Consider the following 17,979-nt stretch of genomic DNA (forward strand, 5'->3'; position numbering starts at 1 on the left):
CTCCCACAGGGAGAGGGAGAAAACGCCACCGGGCAAAAAATTCACGATGCCGCAATAAACAGATCCCGCAGCTGATGCAGCTGATCGCGGATTTGCGCAGCCTCTTCGAACTCCAGGTTCTGCGCATGCTGCATCATCTGCCCTTCCAGCTCGTGGATCTTCTGCTGCAACGCTTTCGGCGTCAGCGCGACGGTATCCTCTTCCACCACTGAACGGGCCTTGCCGCGGCCTTTCGCTTTAGTCTTCGCAATGTTCTGACCCAGCGCCAGGATATCCACCACCTTCTTGTTCAACCCCTGCGGCGTGATGCCGTGCTCTTCGTTATAGCGCTGCTGCTTCTCGCGACGACGTTCCGTTTCGCCAATCGCTTTGGCCATCGACGGGGTGATTTTATCCCCGTACAGGATCGCCTTCCCGTTGACGTTACGCGCGGCGCGGCCAATGGTCTGGATCAGCGAGCGCTCGGAACGCAGGAAGCCCTCTTTGTCCGCGTCCAGAATCGCCACCAGCGACACCTCAGGCATATCCAGCCCTTCTCGCAGAAGGTTAATCCCTACCAGCACGTCGAACTCGCCCAGACGCAGATCGCGGATGATCTCCATACGCTCCACGGTATCGATATCCGAGTGCAGATACCGCACCTTCTCACCGTGTTCTTCCAGATACTCCGTCAAATCTTCCGCCATACGTTTGGTGAGCGTGGTAACCAGCACGCGCTCGTTGATGGCGGAACGGGCACGTATTTCCGAGAGCAGATCGTCCACCTGCGTCGCCACCGGACGCACCTCGATAATCGGATCCAGCAGCCCGGTCGGACGCACCACCTGGTCCACCACGTCATCACCGGATTTTTCCAGCTCGTAGTTGCCCGGCGTCGCCGATACGTAGATGGTCTGCGGAGCAAGCGCCTCAAATTCTTCAAACTTCATCGGACGGTTGTCCAGCGCTGACGGCAGTCGGAACCCGTACTCCACCAGCGTCTCTTTACGCGCGCGGTCACCGCGGTACATCCCGCCTATCTGGGGGATCGTAACGTGGGATTCGTCGATCACCAGCAGGCCGTCCGCCGGAAGGTAGTCAAACAGCGTCGGCGGCGCTTCGCCCGGCCCGCGCCCGGAGAGGTAGCGCGAGTAGTTTTCGATGCCGGAGCAGTAGCCCAGCTCGTTCATCATCTCCAGATCGAACTGGGTACGCTGGCTCAGGCGTTGCTCTTCCAGCAGCTTATTGTTCGCCAGCAGCACCTTGCGGCGGTCCGCCAGCTCAATTTTGATCTCTTCCATCGCCTGCACGATACGCTCGCGTGGCGTCACGTAGTGCGTTTTCGGGTAGATGGTGAAGCGCTGGATCACCGACTCGACGTGACCGGTCAACGGATCGAACAGCGACAGGCGTTCAACCTCTTCGTCGAACAGCTCCACGCGCAGCGCCATGTCGTCCGATTCCGCCGGGAAGATATCAATCACCTCGCCGCGCACGCGGAAGGTCCCGCGCTGGAACGCCTGATCGTTACGGGTGTACTGCAACTCCGCCAGACGGCGCAAAATCGCCCGCTGATCGATGATCATCCCCTGCGTCAGGTGCAGCATCATCTTGAGATAAAGATCCGGATCGCCCAGGCCGTAGATCGCCGACACCGAGGCCACCACCACCACATCACGACGCTCCAGCAGCGCCTTGGTCGCCGACAAACGCATCTGCTCGATATGTTCGTTCACCGAGGCATCTTTCTCGATAAACGTGTCGGAGCTGGGAACGTAGGCTTCCGGCTGGTAGTAGTCGTAGTAGGAGACGAAATACTCCACCGCGTTTTCCGGGAAGAACTCTTTCATCTCACCATACAGCTGCGCCGCCAGCGTTTTGTTCGGCGCGAGGACCATCGTCGGACGCTGGAGATCGGCAATGACGTTGGCAATGGTGAAGGTTTTGCCCGAACCGGTAACCCCCAGCAGAGTCTGGTGCGCCAGCCCGTCCTCCAGCCCCTCTTCCAGGCGACGAATAGCCTCGGGCTGATCCCCGGAAGGACGGAAAGCAGAATTCAGTTTAAACGGTTTACTCATGGGCGACGACCTGATGACAGAATAAGCGGCAGGTGAGTAATTTTACTCGTTGTGGCCAGGATTGCCAGTAAAAAACACTGGATGAAAAACCAGTAGCGTGTCAGGATATTTAGCGTAGCGCAGAGAGGATTAGTGCGTTCGCGAGCCAAATTTCGACTGTGACAAAATAAAACACCAGCCTCAGGGGGTTATCCCCAGAACTATTACTTTTTTAACATTTGTCAAGGGCGGTTATGAAAGTTTTATGGCAACAGGTGTCGCTGGCGTTGAGGGAATTGCTTTTATCTAATTCGTTAAAAAATAAAGACTAATTTATTAAGCCGCGTTTCCCATCAATTTGGTCGTAACCCGCGTATTCTCTCGCTTATCGCGTGTTTTCTAACTCTAATGCACAAGGTTATCCACAGGAATAGTGGATAACTGCCTCCAGCCCGTACAGCATGCACTTCAGCAAATTCCCGGTTTTTCCCACGAAGCGGCAGTAAAAAATTTTTATCACTCTTTTTTGCCTGGAAAACGTTCATTTTTTCATAAGCAACTGGCGAGATCTTAATCACAATTCTGTCATTTCTCCTGCACCACGATTCGACATACGCGGCACCGGGAATGTGCATTTCGTATAAACGTACTGCTTTTGATAGTGAGTTATTCCTAAAAATGGCCTTTTTTTAATCATTATGAAGTTCCTGGCAGGCGTTTTGCAGACATCACTCTGTGCATCACCCCCACACATTTTTAAGGAGAGAAAGATGTTGAGTCTGCGTGCTGTAAATCAGTTTTACGGAAGCCAACATACGCTATGGAACGTGAATATCGATTTCCCGCAAGGCATCTGTACGGGCATTGTTGGCCTGCCTGGCATGGGTAAATCCACGCTCATGAACTGCATTACCGGAAAGGTGCCCGTTGAGAGCGGCACCATCATCTGGCATGAGGCTGGCGCGCCGCCGCGTAATTTGCTCAGCCCTGCGTCAGCATTCACGGCGCCGCCGACGATAGGCTACGTCCCGCAGGATCGGCGGATATTTTCCCAGCTGACCGTCGATGAAAATCTGCATATCGCTATGCGGGCGACAGGGAAACCTGACCCGACATCAAAAAGTGACGTGTATGCCCTGTTTCCGGAGCTCTATCCGCTGCGACAGAGCCGTGCCTCTTCGCTGTCCCCTGACGACCAGTATCAGCTGGCCCTCGCCAGTGCGCTGGTTAATCGCCCGCGCGTGTTGATTCTGGATGAGCCCATGCATGGCGCAGGGCACGGTTTCGCGCGCAGGCTGGGGCAGCTGCTGGTGCGGCTGAATCGGGAGCTGGGAATGACGGTGCTGTTAGCTGAGCAACAGCTGTCGTTTATCCGCCGGGTAGCGGATCGTTTCTGCATGCTCTATCGCGGGCGTAACGTGGCACAGGGCCACGTTAACGAGCTGGATGACGACCTTATTGCGCACTGGATGGCGCGGGACATAAGGCGCTAAGGTCAAGATAGCGTCCGGTTTCCGCCTGCTCTGCGCCGTCGGCAAGCCACGGGATCTCGCCGAGAAACGGCGCAGGCAGCCCCCGCTTCAGCGTCGCCAGATACTCAGCATGACGTTTACCCGGCGCAACCACGTCATTGGCAATCCACCCTGCCAGACGCAACCCGGCCTGCTGCACGGCCTGAGCGGTCAGCATGGCGTGATTGATACAGCCAAGCTTCACGCCGACCACCAGAATGACAGGAAGCTGCTCGGCCTGCACCCAGTCAGCAAATGTCTGCTCGTCGGACAGCGGGGTAAACCAGCCGCCAGCCCCCTCCACCAGCACCCAGTCGGCCTGCGTTTCCAGGTCGCGTAACCCGGAAGAGAGCACCGAAAAATCAATCGGACGATCTTCATCGGCGCTGACGATGTGCGGCGAGGTGGGTTCAGCAAAGGTATAGGGGTTCACCGCAGAATAGGCCAGCGCAAGGCTGCTATTACGCTGTAGCGCCAGCGCATCGGTATTGCGTAAGCCTTCCGGCGTCATCTCGCTGCCGGAGGCTACGGGCTTATACCCGGCAGTTGTTTTCCCCAGCAGACGCGCCGCCTGCAACAGCGCGGCGCTGGCAACCGTTTTACCGACTTCAGTGTCCGTGCCGGTAACAAAATAACGTTCAGTCACGTTCAATAATCCCATGAAAAAGATGATAAGAGAGCGGGAACCGGCCCCGCTCCTGCGGCCAGGCCAGCTCGAGACGCTGGAGTTGTCCGCGGGTAAGGGGTTTCTTCTCCCGTCCGGCGTGCAGGTGCGTCGCGCCTATGCCCTTAAGCGATCGCATGGCGCTTAACGCATCGCTAAATTCGAGGGTGACGGTCTGGACCACGCTGCGATAGCGCCAGCCTGCCAGCGCCTGAGTGACCTGTTCGTGCGAGAGAAACCGGTTGGCATGAGGCTGTGCATCCACTGCCCTCCACGCCTGATTCAGCTCCGGCAACGAACTTTCCAGCAGGGTGGTAAAGGCCACCGCTCCGCCGGGCCGCGCCACGCGGTATAACTCGCGTAGGGCCTGCGGCAGGCTGGCGCACCACTGCACCGCCAGATGGCTCCAGACGAGGTCAAACAGCGCATCCTCCAGCGGGATGGCCTCGATATCGGCCACCAGATAACGGTCTGCTGACAGCTGCTGGCGGGCTTCATCCAGCATCTGCGCGGATAAATCCAGCGCCGTGACGTGGCTACCTGTTGCGCGCCAGTAACGGCTATTGCCGCCTGGCCCGCAGCCTGCGTCGAGCACCTGCGCAAAACGCCCGTCACCGAGCGCGGCCAGCAGCCCGCGGGCGCTCAGGCGTTGCAGCTCATCGTGCTGTGAATAGCTTTGCGCTGCCCGGCCAAACGCGGCGGCAACGGCCTGTTTATTGACGAGAGACATACAGTGCCTCCAGAAGCGTATCGATATCCTGCGGCTCATGCTCTGCCGTGAGCGTCAGACGCAAGCGCGCGGTGCCTGGTGGCACGGTGGGTGGGCGGATCGCCGTGACCCACTGCCCGCGTTCTCGTAGCGCCTGTGCCACCATCAGCGCCCGATGGTTTTCACCCACAATTACGGGCTGAATGGCGCTGTGCGAGTCGGTAAGCCGGTAAGACAGCTCGCTTATCCCCCGGCGAAAACGCTGAATATGGTCGGCCAGGCGCGCCCGGCGTTCAGCGCCGTCTTCGCCGCGGATCACCGCAAGCGACGCAGAGAGCGCCACGGCCTGCGCCGGGGGCATGCTGGTGCTGTAGATCAGGTGACGGGCGAACTGCACCAGGTAATCGGCCACCGGCTCGCTGCACAACACCGCGGCGCCGCTGACGCCGAAGCCTTTGCCGAAGGTGACCACCAGCAGTTCCGGCCTGACGCGTTGCTGGTGCGCGCTTCCGCGCCCCTCCTCGCCGGTGACGCCAATGCCGTGGGCATCGTCGACCAGCAGCCAGGCGTTCTGCTGTTTTGCGACGTCATGCAAGGTGGCAAGGGGCGCGCTGTCGCCGTCCATGCTGAATACCCCTTCCGTCACCGCCAGCTGAAGCCCAGAACAGGGTTTACCCAGCAGAACGTTCAGCTGAGAGGCATTGTTATGGGCAAAACGCCGCAGCTGCGCCGGGCTGAGACTGGCCGCTTCAAGCAGAGACGCGTGGCTCAGGCGGTCCGCGACGATGCGGTCATCTTTGCCCATCAGGGCGGCAATCACCGCCTGATTCGCGGCAAAACCGGAGATAAACAGCAGCGCCCGCGGGTAGCCCAGCCAGTCGGCCAGCTCTTCCTCCAGCGCCTGATGCGCCGTGGTGTAGCCGCTGACGTGCCCGGAGCCGCCGCTGCCCACGCCGTAACGATCCGCGCCCTGCTGCCAGGCGCGAACGATCTGCGGGTGCTGGCTCAGTCCCAGATAATCGTTGCTGGAGAAATTACAGAACCGCTCTCCTTCCCGGGTGAGAAAACGGCCTGCACCGTTTTCCACTACCCTGCGCACCCGAAACGCATCCGCCGCCCGCCGCTCGTCGAGCGCGGTCCTGATACGTGCCTGCCAGGTCATACGGCTGCCGCGTTGTAGAACTGGTCGGTGTCGGCGTTAAAAATCTGCTGCTCCAGCTGCTGCTGTTGCTCGTTATCCCCCACCTGTACCCCGGTCTGGTGTGGGTTCAGCCCCAGCTTGCGGAACAGCTGGACATCTTTGTCCTCTTCCGGGTTTGGCGTGGTCAGCAGTTTGCAGCCGTAGAAGATGGAGTTGGCCCCGGCCATGAAGCACATCGCCTGGGTCTGCTCGCTCATCTGCTCACGACCGGCAGAGAGGCGAACGTAAGAGGTCGGCATCATGATGCGCGCCACCGCGATGGTGCGGATGAAATCGAAGGCATCCACGTCCTCGTTATCCGCCAGCGGCGTGCCTTTTACCTTCACCAGCATGTTGATGGGCACGCTTTCCGGCGGGGTCGGCAGGTTTGCCAGCTGTAACAGCAGGCCGGCACGATCTTTTACCGTCTCGCCCAGTCCCACGATCCCGCCGGAACAGACCTTGATCCCCGCATCACGCACTTTATCCAGCGTGTCCAGACGCTCCTGATAGGTACGCGTGGTGATGATGTTGCCGTAGAACTCCGGCGAGGTATCAAGGTTGTGGTTGTAGTAATCCAGCCCCGCCGCCGAGAGACGCTGCGCCTGCTCTTCGTTCAGCGTACCCAGGGTCATGCAGGCTTCAAGCCCCATCTCCTTCACCCCCTTCACCATCTGCTCCAGATAGGGCATGTCGCGGTCATGCGGATTTTTCCACGCCGCGCCCATGCAGAAGCGGGTCGAGCCAGCGTTTTTGGCCTTGCGCGCGGAGTCGAGCACTTGCTCGACTTCCATCAGGCGCTCGGATTCGAGACCGGTTTTATAGCGCGCGCTTTGCGGGCAATATTTGCAGTCTTCCGGGCAAGCCCCGGTTTTGATCGACAGCAGCGTGCTGACCTGAACATGACGCGGATCAAAGTGCTGGCGGTGCACCTGTTGCGCCTCAAACATCAGCTCCAGGAAAGGTTTATTGAATAATTCAGTGACTTGCGACATCGTCCAGCGTGCGTGGTGAGCCATCGGGCTTCTCCAAAGGGTTTTGTTAATTGTCGGTTCGGTTTATACTTGTAAACCTAAAACTTTTCAAAATGGTTTACAAGTCGATTATGACCCAGGACGATCTCGCCTTCGACAAGCAGCATATCTGGCACCCTTACACCTCCACGACCCGCCCCCTTCCCGTCTATCCGGTAGCCTCTGCCCACGGCTGCGAGCTGCATCTCGCCAGCGGCGAGCGGCTTGTTGACGGGATGTCCTCCTGGTGGGCGGCGATCCATGGCTACAACCACCCGCGTCTGAACGCGGCGATGAAAGCGCAGATTGACCAGATGTCACACGTGATGTTTGGCGGGATCACGCACCAGCCCGCGGTGGATTTATGCCGTCGCCTGGTAGCGATGACGCCTGAATCGCTGGAGTGTGTTTTCCTGGCCGACTCCGGCTCGGTGGCCGTGGAAGTAGCGATGAAAATGGCGTTGCAGTACTGGCATGCGAAGGGCGAAACGCGCCAGCGGTTCCTCACCTTCCGCAACGGCTATCACGGCGACACCTTCGGGGCGATGTCGGTGTGCGATCCGGACAACTCCATGCACAGCCTGTGGAAAGGCTACCTGCCGGAAAACCTGTTTGCGCCAGCCCCGCAGAGCCGCTTCGACGGCGAATGGGACGAGATGGACATGGTGGGCTTCGCGCGGCTGATGGCGGCCCATCGCCACGAGATTGCCGCCGTTATTCTCGAACCGATTGTGCAGGGCGCGGGCGGAATGCGGATCTATCACCCCGAGTGGCTGAAGCGCATTCGGAAGATGTGCGACCGCGAAGGAATTTTGCTGATTGCCGATGAGATCGCCACCGGCTTTGGCCGTACCGGGAAGCTGTTTGCCTGCGAGCATGCGGGGATCGCGCCGGATATTCTGTGCCTGGGGAAAGCGCTCACCGGCGGCACCATGACGCTCTCCGCCACGCTTACCACGCGCCAGGTTGCCGACACCATCAGCGACGGCGACGCGGGCTGCTTTATGCACGGCCCGACGTTTATGGGCAACCCGCTGGCCTGCGCCGTGGCAAGCGAAAGCCTCGCCATTCTGGAGAGCGGCGCGTGGCAGACGCAGGTGGCGGCGATTGAGGCGCAGCTGAAGCAGCAGTTAAGCGCGGCGGCGGAAGCGGAATACGTCGCGGACGTCCGCGTACTGGGCGCCATCGGGGTAATCGAGACAACGCATCCGGTGAACATGGCCGCGTTGCAGCGCTTCTTCGTTGCCCAGGGCGTGTGGGTGCGACCTTTCGGTAAGCTGATTTACCTCATGCCGCCGTACAGCATTTCTGCGGATCAGCTCCGCAAGCTGACCGGGGCAGTGGTTGAAGCCGTTAACACTTCAGCGCATTTCGCGATTTAACCCCATGCGTTACACTTTCTGAATAAGTGAGTAACGAGGGAAATCGGATGAAAATCATCAGTAAAGATTTGCGCGACGGCGAAAAGCTGCCGGAACGTCACGTGTTTAACGGGATGGGTTATCAGGGGGATAATATCTCTCCCCATCTGGCGTGGGACGATGTACCAGCGGGAACCAAAAGTTTTGTTGTGACCTGCTACGATCCGGATGCGCCAACCGGGTCGGGCTGGTGGCACTGGATCGTGGCAAACCTGCCCGCCGACACGCGCGTATTACCGCAGGGCTCCGGTTCCGATCTGGTTGCTCTGCCTGACGGTGCGATTCAGACGCGCACTGACTTTGGCAAAGCGGGCTACGGCGGCGCGGCGCCGCCAAAAGGGGAAACGCACCGCTATATCTTCACCGTGCACGCGCTGGATGTGGACAAGATTGAGGTCGACGAAGGGGCGAGCGGCGCGATGGTAGGCTTTAACGTGCATTTCCATTCGCTGGGTAGCGCGTCGATTACGGCGATGTATTCGTAATCGTGCGGGCTGATGCCCTCACCCCGGCCCTCTCTCCCACAGGGAGAGGGTTAGGGTGAGGGTAAAAATCACAGCACGGAAGGCAATAACCCCACCAGCCGCCCTTCTTCCAGAAGCTGCATCGCCTTATCAATATCCGGCGCAAAGAAGCGGTCGTCATCGTAGTGCGTAACGTGCTCGCGCAGCGTATGACGCGCCTGCTCCAGCAGCGGGCTGGATGTTAGCCCTTCGCGCAAATCAATACCCTGACACGCCGCCAGCCACTCCACCGCCAGCACGCCGCGGGTGTTAGAGGCCATCTCCCACAGACGACGCCCGGCAGCCGGGGCCATCGACACGTGATCTTCCTGGTTGGCTGAGGTTGGCAGGCTGTCCACGCTGTGCGGGTGCGACAGCGCCTTGTTCTCGCTTGCCAGCGCTGCGGCCGTCACCTGAGCGATCATAAAGCCCGAGTTGACTCCGCCGTTACGCACCAGGAATGGTGGCAGCTGGGACATGTGCTTATCCATCATCAGCGCGATTCGACGCTCAGACAGCGCCCCGATTTCGGCAATCGCCAGCGCGATATTATCTGCCGCCATCGCCACCGGCTCGGCGTGGAAGTTGCCGCCAGAAACCACCTCGTTTTCCTGGGCAAACACCAGCGGGTTATCGGACACCGCATTGGCTTCCACCAGCAGCACTTCTGCCGCCTGGCGCAGCTGCGTCAGGCATGCGCCCATCACCTGCGGCTGGCAGCGCAGGGAATACGGATCCTGCACCTTCTCGCAGTTGTGATGCGAATCGGCAATGTCGCTGGTATCAGTAAGTACGTGGCGGTACATGGCAGCGGCATCAATCTGACCGCGCTGGCCGCGCACCTCGTGGATGCGGGCATCGAACGGACGACGCGAGCCGAGCACCGCCTCAGTGGTCAGTGCACCGCACACCACCGCCGAGGCGAACAGATCTTCCGCTTCAAACAGACCGCGCAGCGCGAAAGCGGTCGAGGCCTGCGTGCCGTTGAGCAGCGCCAGCCCCTCTTTTGCCGCGAGGGTAATCGGCGTTAAACCGGCTTTTTTCAGCGCCTCTTTCGCAGACAGCCACTCGCCCTGCCAGCGCGCCTGGCCTTCACCCAGCAGGAGCAGTGACATATGCGCCAGCGGCGCCAGATCGCCGGAGGCGCCGACGGAGCCCTTCGCCGGGATCCACGGATAAACTTCCGCATTGACCAGCGCCATCAGCGCCTGGATCACGTTCAGACGAATGCCGGAAAACCCACGTGCCAGACTGTTGATTTTCAACACCATCATCAGGCGGACGATCTCATCGTCCAGCGGCTGGCCAACCCCCGCCGCGTGCGACAGCACCAGCGAACGCTGTAAATTCTCCAGATCGTGCGTGGCGATGCGGGTCTGCGCCAGCAGGCCAAACCCGGTGTTGATGCCATAGGCGGTGCGCCCCTCCGCCACAATCGCCTCCACGCAGGCCACGCTGTCGTTAATGGCACGGTGGGCGCTTTCATCAAGGGAGAGTGTCACCGGCTGACGCCAGACGTGACGCAGCTGTTGGAGCGTCAGCGAGCCGGGAGTAAGTGTTAACGCGTTCATGCAGGCTTTCCTTGTGTGGCGGGGATCATCGGCAGGTTCAGCCCCTGCTCTTTGGCACAATCAATGGCAATCTCGTAACCCGCATCCGCGTGACGCATCACGCCGGTTGCCGGGTCGTTGTGTAGCACGCGAGCGATACGCGCGGCCGCGTCATCAGTTCCGTCACAGACGATGACCATCCCGGAATGCTGGGAGAAGCCCATCCCGACGCCGCCGCCGTGGTGCAGCGACACCCAGGTCGCGCCGCTGGCGGTGTTCAGCAGAGCATTCAGCAGCGGCCAGTCGGAGACCGCATCCGAGCCGTCGCGCATGGCTTCGGTTTCACGGTTCGGACTGGCGACGGAGCCGGAGTCCAGGTGGTCGCGGCCAATGACGATCGGCGCGGAGACTTCGCCGCTGCGCACCATTTCGTTAAAGGCGAGGCCGAGTTTTTGCCGCCACTCCAGCCCTACCCAGCAGATACGCGCCGGTAAGCCCTGGAAATTAATGCGCTCGCGCGCCATATCCAGCCAGCGATGCAGGTGTTCGTCGTCGGCGACAATTTCTTTCACTCTGGCGTCGGTTTTGTAGATATCCTCCGGGTCGCCGGACAGGGCAACCCAGCGGAACGGCCCGATGCCGCGGCAGAACAGCGGACGAATATAGGCGGGCACGAAGCCGGGGAAGTCAAAGGCGTTATTCACACCCATCTCTTTCGCCATCTGGCGGATGTTATTCCCGTAATCAAAGGTCGGAATACCCATCTTACTGAAGGCCAGCATCGCGGAGACATGTTCCGCCATAGCGCGTTTGGCCGCCAGTACCGTGCCCTCAGGATCGGTTTCCGCTTTTTGCTGGTAGTCTTCCCACGTCCAGCCTTTTGGCAGATAGCCGTGGAGCGGATCGTGAGCGCTGGTCTGGTCGGTGACCAGATCCGGACGCACGCCGCGCGCCACCAGTTCCGGCAGAATATCCGCCGCGTTGCCGCACAAGGCAACCGACACGGCTTTGCCTTCAGCGGTGTACTTTTTGATGCGCGCCAGCGCGTCATCGAGGTTGTCGGCCTGTTCATCGACATAGCGGGTACGCAGACGGAAATCGATGCGGCTCTGCTGGCACTCAATGTTCAGGGAGCACGCGCCCGCCAGCGTCGCGGCCAGCGGCTGCGCGCCGCCCATGCCGCCCAGTCCAGCGGTGAGCACCCAGCGGCCTTTCAGTGATCCGTTATAGTGCTGACGGCCCGCTTCCACGAAGGTTTCATACGTGCCCTGCACAATCCCCTGGCTGCCGATGTAGATCCAGCTACCCGCGGTCATCTGGCCGTACATGGCCAGCCCTTTTGCGTCCAGCTCGTTGAAGTGTTCCCACGTCGCCCAGTGCGGCACCAGGTTGGAGTTGGCAATCAGCACGCGGGGCGCATTTTTATGGGTTTTGAATACGCCCACCGGTTTGCCGGATTGCACCAGCAGCGTTTCGTCGTTTTCGAGATTCGTCAAAGACTCGACAATCGCGTCATAGCACGCCCAGTTGCGCGCGGCGCGGCCAATGCCGCCGTAGACCACCAGCTCGTGGGGATTTTCTGCTACCTCAGGATCAAGGTTGTTCATCAACATGCGCAGCGGTGCTTCGGTGAGCCAGCTTTTTGCGGTGAGCGTGGTGCCGCGCGCGGCGCGGACATCCTGCTTGCGGTATTTATCTGACGACATTGTGTGTTCCTCATAAGGGACAGATGATGCATTTAGATATACTTGTATAGACAAGCACACACAAGGTCGGATTTAACAAAAAAGATACAATTTTGCTATATTGCGTTAGCGATCACGCTTATAAAACTTATGACATAAAGTGGCCCTGCAACCGGTAGCGATTTCCCGGGAACAGCAGCTTCGCATGCGACACAATTTGCGAGGACGACCAGGTACGACGGCGGATCAGCAGGCAGGGATCGTGCTCTTTAATACGCAACAGCTCGCATTCCTGCGGCGTGGCGCGCACGGCTTCCACGATATGCTCCCCTTCCGTCAGCGGGGCGACGAGCGAGAGATACGCATGCGGTGTGGTTTGGGTGTAATCCTGATTCAGATAGTCCGGTATCCGCTCCGCGTTGACGCAGCGATCTTCAATCTGGACCGGAATGTCGTTCTCATAGTGCACCATCACCGAATGGAAAATCCGGGTGCCCTCGGTAACGTTCAGCTCGATGGCCTGTTCGGCGCTGGCCTGCGTCTCTTCAAGCACCAGCACCTCGCAGTGGTGCTGATGGTTGCGGGCGGCAATTTCATCGGCAATGCTGCGGATTTCAAACAGCGCCGACTGTCCTTTTGGCTCCGCCACAAATGTCCCGACCCCTTGCAGGCGCACCAGCAACCCTTCATCGGTCAGTTCACGCAGTGCGCGGTTGATGGTCATTCGGCTAAAGCCAAACTGCGCCACCAGCTCGGCCTCGGACGGAATGCGGTCGTGCGGGCGCCAGACGCCGGCGGCGATTTTTTCGCTGATCGCCTGCTTCACCTTTTCGTAAAAAGGCGCGGGAGGACTCGGCTGCGGCAGGGGCGAGCGTGAAAACATCATGACTCCTTGAATGTTGTTATGCCCACCAGTGAGCAATTTGCCAGGCCAGTCGGGCGGCAAGCTTCGCCCCCTGACCGTCCCGATCGTAGTGCGGATTAAATTCCACCAGATCCGCCGCCTGTAGTTTACCGCTTCGGCAGATACGCTCAATCACCGGGAACAGATCCAGCGCCGGGATCCCCAACGCCGCAGGGGCGGACACGGCGGGCATTTCTGCGGCAGTCAGCACATCGAGGTCAACGGTGAGATAAACCCGGTCTGCCTGCGTAAGCACGCTATCCAGCGCGGATAGCGCATCCCGGCGAAAATCGAGATCTTCAACCAGCGTCACGTTCAACCGCTCAGCTTCCTCCCACAGCGCCTGAGTATTCGCCGCACGGCTTACCCCCAGGCAGGCGTAGTGAAACACCCGAGACTGAGACGCGCAGTAGTGCGCCAGCTGGCGGAACGGCGTGCCGGACGTTGCCCGTTCAGCCTTGCGTAAATCGAGGTGCGCATCCAGGTTGATCACCGCAATGCGATCGTTCGGAAAGGCGTCCAGCACGCCGCGCCCGTGCGCCCAGGCGGTTTCATGTCCACCGCCGAAAACCAGAGTACGCATCCCGGATTGCTGGCACGCGGTTATGGCCTCGCTCAGCGCCTGCTGTGCCGCCTCCAGCGCGTGGCCTTCAACATAAACAGAACCCATATCCACGAGGCGCGCATGCCCCTGATGGCTCGCCATATTCGCCAGCGCGCCGCGCAACACATCGGGCGCTTGTGCAGCACCGGGCCTGCCCTGGTTACGCTTAACCCCTTCATCACATTCAAAGCCCAGCAGGGCAATGCCTGACGGCACGGGAGAAAAGTGTTCGCGCTGCTGTATGGTCTGGAAGAGACGTTTCGCGGTGCTGGACTCGGCGCTGTCGTCACGCCCCTGCCAGACCTGCGGGGAGACGGGATGCCACAGTTTCATGCTACCTGCCCCCGAAACACGCGTTGATACAAAGGATTCCGCCCCGGCTCGTAAACCATCTCAACCGGATGATTCGCCTCCCAGACGACGAAATCAGCCACATAACCGGGCTTTAACTGCCCGTGCGTCGCAGCACGTCCTAGCGCCTGCGCCGCATGCCGCGTCACGCCAGCCCAGGCCTCTTCCGGCGTGAAGCCAAACTGGACGCAGGCCATGTTCATTGCCAGATGCAGGCTGGCAAACGGACTGGTGCCCGGGTTGTAGTCGGTAGCCACCGCCATCGGCACACCCTGCTCTCTGAGCTGCGCCACCGGTGGACGCTGGCGCTCCTGAAGAAAATAGAACGCGCCGGGGAGCAATACCGCCACCGTGCCGCTTTGCGCCATCGCCTGAATACCTGCATCATCGAGATACTCAATATGATCGGCCGACAGCCCTTTATACTGGCTGACCAGCGCCGCGCCGCCAAGATTCGACAGTTGTTCTACATGCCCTTTTACCGGGATCCCGAGCGCGGCGGCGGCCCTGAACAGGCGCTCGGTTTGCGCCGGGGTAAAGCCGACGTTTTCACAAAACACGTCCACCGCTTCAAATAACTCTTTTTGCCACAGCGTGGGCATGATCTGCTCACAGACCAGTGCCAGATAGGCATCCGGATCCTGTCGGTACTCGGCAGGAACGGCGTGCGCGGCCAGCAGCGTCGGGCTGATATCGACCAGATTATTCAGGCTGAGCTGGCGGGCAACCAGCAGCATTTTCTCTTCGGCTTCGGCATTCAGACCGTATCCTGATTTGATTTCAACGGTCGTTACGCCTTCATTCATCAGCCGCTGGAGTCGCTGCTGCGCCACCGTCAGGAGCGTTTCCGGCGAACTGTTGCGGGTGGCCGTGACCGTGGCGTTAATTCCGCCGCCCTGCGCGCTAATGGTCTGATATGACACGCCGTTAAGCCGTTGCTCCCATTCCGCTGCACGATCGCCGCCGAACACCAGATGGGTGTGGCAATCGATCAGGCCGGGAGTAACCAGACGCCCGTCGAGATCGACACACTGACGATGCCCGGAGGGGATCTCGGATTCAGGAATAATGGCCAGAATCGTCTGGCCGCGCACAACGAGGGCATGTTGTTCTCTCAGGCCGTAGGGTTCCGCCTCGCCTGTCGCCAGGGTTGCCAGTCGCGCATTTCGCCATATAACATCATCGGGATTAAGCTGCTGCATGTGCCTTCCACTTGTCATGGGTTGTATAGACATTTATTTTCATCTGCCGCCTGCTGTCAACCGCATTGGGGGAAAATGTTATTTATTTGTGATGACTTTCCCGTCGCCTGCGGGCAAAAATGCAACTTTTCCGGTTTTTATCTTCCCGTTTCGCTCAACTTAGTATAAAAAAGCAGGCTATTTCGTCTATCCAGATAAGACTTGCATACCCAGGAGCATTACCTTGAATATTTCCAGGATTTCCCGTCTGGCGTTGGCACTCGCCTTTGGCGTGACTTTATCCGCTTGCAGTTCAACACCACCGGATCAGCAACCTTCTGAGCAGGTTGCTCCGGGCACCGCTTCCCGTCCGATCCTGTCAGCGGCTGAAGCGAAGAACTTCACCCGTGCGCACTATTTCTCGGCGATGGATCCCAATGCAGCCCCGTGGACGCCTTCTTCTATTAACCTGCCGAAACAGCCAGACTTCGTTGTCGGCCCAGCCGGGGCGCAGGGCGTTACACACACCTCTATTCAGGCAGCCGTTGATGCCGCAATCACCAAACACAGCGCATCTCGTCAGTACATTGCCATCCTGCCGGGTGAATACGAAGGAACCGTTTATGTTCCGGCAGCACCGGGAAGCATTACGCTTTACGGCCTGGGCGAAAAAGCGGTCGACGTAAAAATTGGCCTGGCGATTGATTCAGAGATCGACAGCACCACCTGGCGCCATCTGGTGAACCCGGCCGGTAAATACATGCCAGGTAAACCGGCGTGGTATATGTTTGATAACTGCCAGCGCAAGCGTGCCGCCACCATTGGCGTGATGTGTTCGGCGGTATTCTGGTCACAAAACAATGGCCTGCAATTGCAAAACCTGACCATTCAGAACACCCTGGGCGACAGCGTTGACGCAGGTAATCATCAGGCCGTGGCGCTGCGTAGCGATGGCGACAAGGTACAGATTAACAACGTCAATATCCTGGGCCGCCAGAACACCTTCTTCGTGACCAACAGCGGCGTGCAGAATACCCTTCAGAACAACCGTCTGACGCGTACTCTGGTCACCAACAGCTACATTGAAGGCGACGTGGATATGGTCTCTGGCCGCGGCGCGGTGGTATTTGATAACACCGACTTCCGCGTGGTGAATTCACGTACGCAGCAGGAAGGTTACGTCTTTGCACCGGCCACGCAGTCTAACCTGTTCTATGGCTTCCTGGCCGTGAATAGCCGCTTTACTGCTGCTGGCGATGGCGTGGCGCAGCTTGGTCGCTCTCTGGACGTGGACTCCGCCACTAACGGCCAGGTCGTGATCCGCGACAGCGTGATTAACGAAGGCTTTAACATGGCGAAACCGTGGGCGGATGCGGCGATCTCGAAACGTCCTTTCTCCGGCAACACCGGCACGGTGGATGATAAAGACAACGTGCAGCGTAACCTGAACGACGCTAACTTCAACCGCATGTGGGAATACAACAACCGCGGTCTGGGTAGCAAAGTGGTTGCTGAGCCGAAGCAGTAAAATGCCTGCTGCCGGGTGGCGGCTGCGCCTTACCCGGCCTGCCACATGCATTAACCGCGCATAAAAAACCTCGCATTTGCGAGGTTTTTTTTCGTCTACGGATCAATGAGCGTTAATCACAACCCACATCGGCCCTTGTCCGACCGCATAGCGTCCTTTCTCTTCCAGTAGACCCTGCAAGCCCTGGATTTCATAGAGCGCAATGTGGTGGGATTTCTGCCCCGCCGCAATCAGGTATTTGCCGCTGTGGTCGACATTAAAGCCGCGCGGCTGGGTTTCAGTTGGCTGGAAGCCTTCAACTGCCAGAACGCTGCCGTCTTCAGAGACGCTGAAGACGGTGATCAGACTGGAGGTACGGTCACAGGCATACAGGTGACGGCCATCCGGCGTGATGTGAATGTCTGCCGCCCAGCGTGTGTCAGAGAAATCAGATGGCATCATGTCCAGCGTCTGTACGCACTCGATCTGCCCGTTAGGATCGTTCAGCTCCCACACGTCTACCGAGCTGTTCAGCTCGTTAACGACATAGGCATACTGCTGATTCGGATGGAAGACCATGTGGCGCGGGCCTGCGCCTTCCACGGTGGTGACTTCCGCCGGGCTCTGCGCGACCAGATGGCCGTCATCGCTCAGGGTAAACAGGCAGATGCGGTCCTGCTTAAGCGCTGGCACCCACAGCGTGCGGTTATCCGGCGAAATGTTGGCTGAGTGGCAACCTTCGAGCCCTTCTACCACGTCGACGGTTTTAACGGGAATACCGTCTTCCAGGCGGGTGACGCTCACGCAGCCTGCATTGTAGGAGCCGCTGAAGATAAAGTTGCCTTTATGGTCAGTGGAAATATGGGTCGGGCTGCCCGGCAGCGGGGCTTCTGCGGTATAGGTCAGCGCGCCGTCATCCGGGGAGATGCGGTATGCCAGTACGCGGAATTCGGGGCGTACGCCGACATAAAGAAAACGTTTATCCGGGCTGACGACCATCGGCTGCACCTGGCCTGGCACATCAACAACCTGAACCAGCGTAAGCGAACCTTCTGTATTCAAACGCCAGACATGGATCTGCTGACTTTCAGGACTGGCGGTATAAACGGTTTGTTTCATGAATACTCCTGATTATTTTTAACGGTGAATGCTGAATTGTA

15 protein-coding genes are annotated in these 17,979 nt (G+C 59.2%); 4 read left to right on the forward strand and 11 right to left on the reverse strand.

Features of this window, described 5'->3' with window-relative positions; translation table 11 throughout:
• Positions 1 to 41 precede the first annotated feature (41 nt).
• Entirely contained in the window at positions 42 to 2,057 is a 2,016-nt protein-coding gene (uvrB, locus tag ACOTXD_RS06110; RefSeq protein WP_003858519.1) for an excinuclease ABC subunit UvrB, read from the reverse strand.
• 749 nt (positions 2,058 to 2,806) lie between these two features.
• On the opposite strand from uvrB, the gene ACOTXD_RS06115 reads away from it, so the two are divergent.
• Positions 2,807 to 3,529: an ABC transporter ATP-binding protein gene (locus ACOTXD_RS06115; RefSeq protein ID WP_003858522.1), complete on the forward strand. Its 723-nt coding sequence runs from the start codon at positions 2,807 to 2,809 to the stop codon at positions 3,527 to 3,529.
• Here ACOTXD_RS06115 and bioD read toward each other — a convergent pair.
• From bioD to bioB, 4 genes are read right to left on the reverse strand one after another with little or no spacing between them, the layout of a single operon-like run.
• Complete coding sequence (bioD, locus tag ACOTXD_RS06120) at positions 3,492 to 4,193, reverse strand: dethiobiotin synthase (RefSeq protein ID WP_003858523.1); 702 nt, start codon at positions 4,191 to 4,193, stop codon at positions 3,492 to 3,494. The genes ACOTXD_RS06115 and bioD overlap by 38 nt on opposite strands.
• Positions 4,186 to 4,941 (reverse strand): malonyl-ACP O-methyltransferase BioC, encoded by a 756-nt coding sequence (gene bioC, locus ACOTXD_RS06125; protein ID WP_045331609.1) that lies wholly within the window; start codon positions 4,939 to 4,941, stop codon positions 4,186 to 4,188. The genes bioD and bioC overlap by 8 nt, the downstream gene beginning before the upstream one ends.
• Complete coding sequence (bioF, locus tag ACOTXD_RS06130; RefSeq protein ID WP_045331611.1) at positions 4,925 to 6,082, reverse strand: 8-amino-7-oxononanoate synthase; 1,158 nt, start codon at positions 6,080 to 6,082, stop codon at positions 4,925 to 4,927. The genes bioC and bioF overlap by 17 nt, the downstream gene beginning before the upstream one ends.
• A complete protein-coding gene (gene bioB / locus ACOTXD_RS06135) occupies positions 6,079 to 7,119 on the reverse strand; it encodes a biotin synthase BioB (protein WP_003858529.1) in 1,041 nt (346 codons plus the stop codon). Before bioB ends, bioF begins: the two co-directional genes overlap by 4 nt.
• Before the next feature lie 86 nt (positions 7,120 to 7,205).
• On the opposite strand from bioB, the gene bioA reads away from it, so the two are divergent.
• Complete coding sequence (bioA, locus tag ACOTXD_RS06140) at positions 7,206 to 8,495, forward strand: adenosylmethionine--8-amino-7-oxononanoate transaminase (protein WP_003858530.1); 1,290 nt, start codon at positions 7,206 to 7,208, stop codon at positions 8,493 to 8,495.
• Between the two features lie 47 nt (positions 8,496 to 8,542).
• Positions 8,543 to 9,019, forward strand: coding sequence for a kinase inhibitor (locus ACOTXD_RS06145; RefSeq protein WP_003858531.1), 477 nt, complete (start codon positions 8,543 to 8,545; stop codon positions 9,017 to 9,019).
• Positions 9,020 to 9,087: 68 nt separating this feature from the next.
• Here ACOTXD_RS06145 and hutH read toward each other — a convergent pair whose 3' ends face one another.
• The 5 genes from hutH to hutI all read right to left on the reverse strand — a co-directional run bounded on the left by hutH (position 9,088) and on the right by hutI (position 15,333).
• Positions 9,088 to 10,608, reverse strand: a complete 1,521-nt coding sequence (gene hutH, locus ACOTXD_RS06150) for a histidine ammonia-lyase (protein ID WP_045897319.1) — start codon at positions 10,606 to 10,608, stop codon at positions 9,088 to 9,090.
• Positions 10,605 to 12,293 (reverse strand): urocanate hydratase, encoded by a 1,689-nt coding sequence (gene hutU / locus ACOTXD_RS06155; RefSeq protein WP_126501145.1) that lies wholly within the window; start codon positions 12,291 to 12,293, stop codon positions 10,605 to 10,607. Before hutU ends, hutH begins: the two co-directional genes overlap by 4 nt.
• Positions 12,294 to 12,420: 127 nt before the next feature.
• On the reverse strand, positions 12,421 to 13,155 hold the full coding sequence (locus ACOTXD_RS06160) for a histidine utilization repressor (RefSeq protein ID WP_003858534.1): 735 nt from the start codon (positions 13,153 to 13,155) through the stop codon (positions 12,421 to 12,423).
• Between the two features lie 19 nt (positions 13,156 to 13,174).
• Complete coding sequence (gene hutG / locus ACOTXD_RS06165) at positions 13,175 to 14,113, reverse strand: formimidoylglutamase (RefSeq protein WP_421766388.1); 939 nt, start codon at positions 14,111 to 14,113, stop codon at positions 13,175 to 13,177.
• Entirely contained in the window at positions 14,110 to 15,333 is a 1,224-nt protein-coding gene (gene hutI, locus ACOTXD_RS06170; protein WP_045346786.1) for an imidazolonepropionase, read from the reverse strand. Before hutI ends, hutG begins: the two co-directional genes overlap by 4 nt.
• A 223-nt stretch (positions 15,334 to 15,556) precedes the next feature.
• Here hutI and ACOTXD_RS06175 point away from each other — a divergent pair, with 223 nt between their 5' ends.
• Complete coding sequence (locus tag ACOTXD_RS06175; RefSeq protein ID WP_003858537.1) at positions 15,557 to 16,840, forward strand: putative acyl-CoA thioester hydrolase; 1,284 nt, start codon at positions 15,557 to 15,559, stop codon at positions 16,838 to 16,840.
• 102 nt (positions 16,841 to 16,942) lie between these two features.
• Here ACOTXD_RS06175 and pgl read toward each other — a convergent pair whose 3' ends face one another.
• Positions 16,943 to 17,938 carry a 6-phosphogluconolactonase gene (pgl, locus tag ACOTXD_RS06180; RefSeq protein ID WP_061856294.1) on the reverse strand — a complete coding sequence of 332 codons (996 nt, stop codon included), beginning with the start codon at positions 17,936 to 17,938 and terminating at the stop codon, positions 16,943 to 16,945.
• Positions 17,939 to 17,979 lie beyond the last annotated feature (41 nt).

This window comes from Enterobacter cloacae complex sp. CDL013, from assembly GCF_049238805.1.
GTDB lineage: Bacteria > Pseudomonadota > Gammaproteobacteria > Enterobacterales > Enterobacteriaceae > Enterobacter > Enterobacter hormaechei_C.

What these genes read in the sequence shown, in the direction of transcription:
- uvrB (WP_003858519.1), bottom strand. Translation starts at nt 2,057, where the DNA reads ATGAGTAAACCGTTTAAACTGAATTCTGCTTTCCGTCCTTCCGGGGAT.
- ACOTXD_RS06115 (WP_003858522.1), top strand. Translation starts at nt 2,807, where the DNA reads ATGTTGAGTCTGCGTGCTGTAAATCAGTTTTACGGAAGCCAACATACG.
- bioC (WP_045331609.1), bottom strand. Translation starts at nt 4,941, where the DNA reads ATGTCTCTCGTCAATAAACAGGCCGTTGCCGCCGCGTTTGGCCGGGCA.
- bioF (WP_045331611.1), bottom strand. Translation starts at nt 6,082, where the DNA reads ATGACCTGGCAGGCACGTATCAGGACCGCGCTCGACGAGCGGCGGGCG.
- bioB (WP_003858529.1), bottom strand. Translation starts at nt 7,119, where the DNA reads ATGGCTCACCACGCACGCTGGACGATGTCGCAAGTCACTGAATTATTC.
- bioA (WP_003858530.1), top strand. Translation starts at nt 7,206, where the DNA reads ATGACCCAGGACGATCTCGCCTTCGACAAGCAGCATATCTGGCACCCT.
- ACOTXD_RS06145 (WP_003858531.1), top strand. Translation starts at nt 8,543, where the DNA reads ATGAAAATCATCAGTAAAGATTTGCGCGACGGCGAAAAGCTGCCGGAA.
- hutH (WP_045897319.1), bottom strand. Translation starts at nt 10,608, where the DNA reads ATGAACGCGTTAACACTTACTCCCGGCTCGCTGACGCTCCAACAGCTG.
- hutU (WP_126501145.1), bottom strand. Translation starts at nt 12,293, where the DNA reads ATGTCGTCAGATAAATACCGCAAGCAGGATGTCCGCGCCGCGCGCGGC.
- ACOTXD_RS06160 (WP_003858534.1), bottom strand. Translation starts at nt 13,155, where the DNA reads ATGTTTTCACGCTCGCCCCTGCCGCAGCCGAGTCCTCCCGCGCCTTTT.
- hutG (WP_421766388.1), bottom strand. Translation starts at nt 14,113, where the DNA reads ATGAAACTGTGGCATCCCGTCTCCCCGCAGGTCTGGCAGGGGCGTGAC.
- hutI (WP_045346786.1), bottom strand. Translation starts at nt 15,333, where the DNA reads ATGCAGCAGCTTAATCCCGATGATGTTATATGGCGAAATGCGCGACTG.
- pgl (WP_061856294.1), bottom strand. Translation starts at nt 17,938, where the DNA reads ATGAAACAAACCGTTTATACCGCCAGTCCTGAAAGTCAGCAGATCCAT.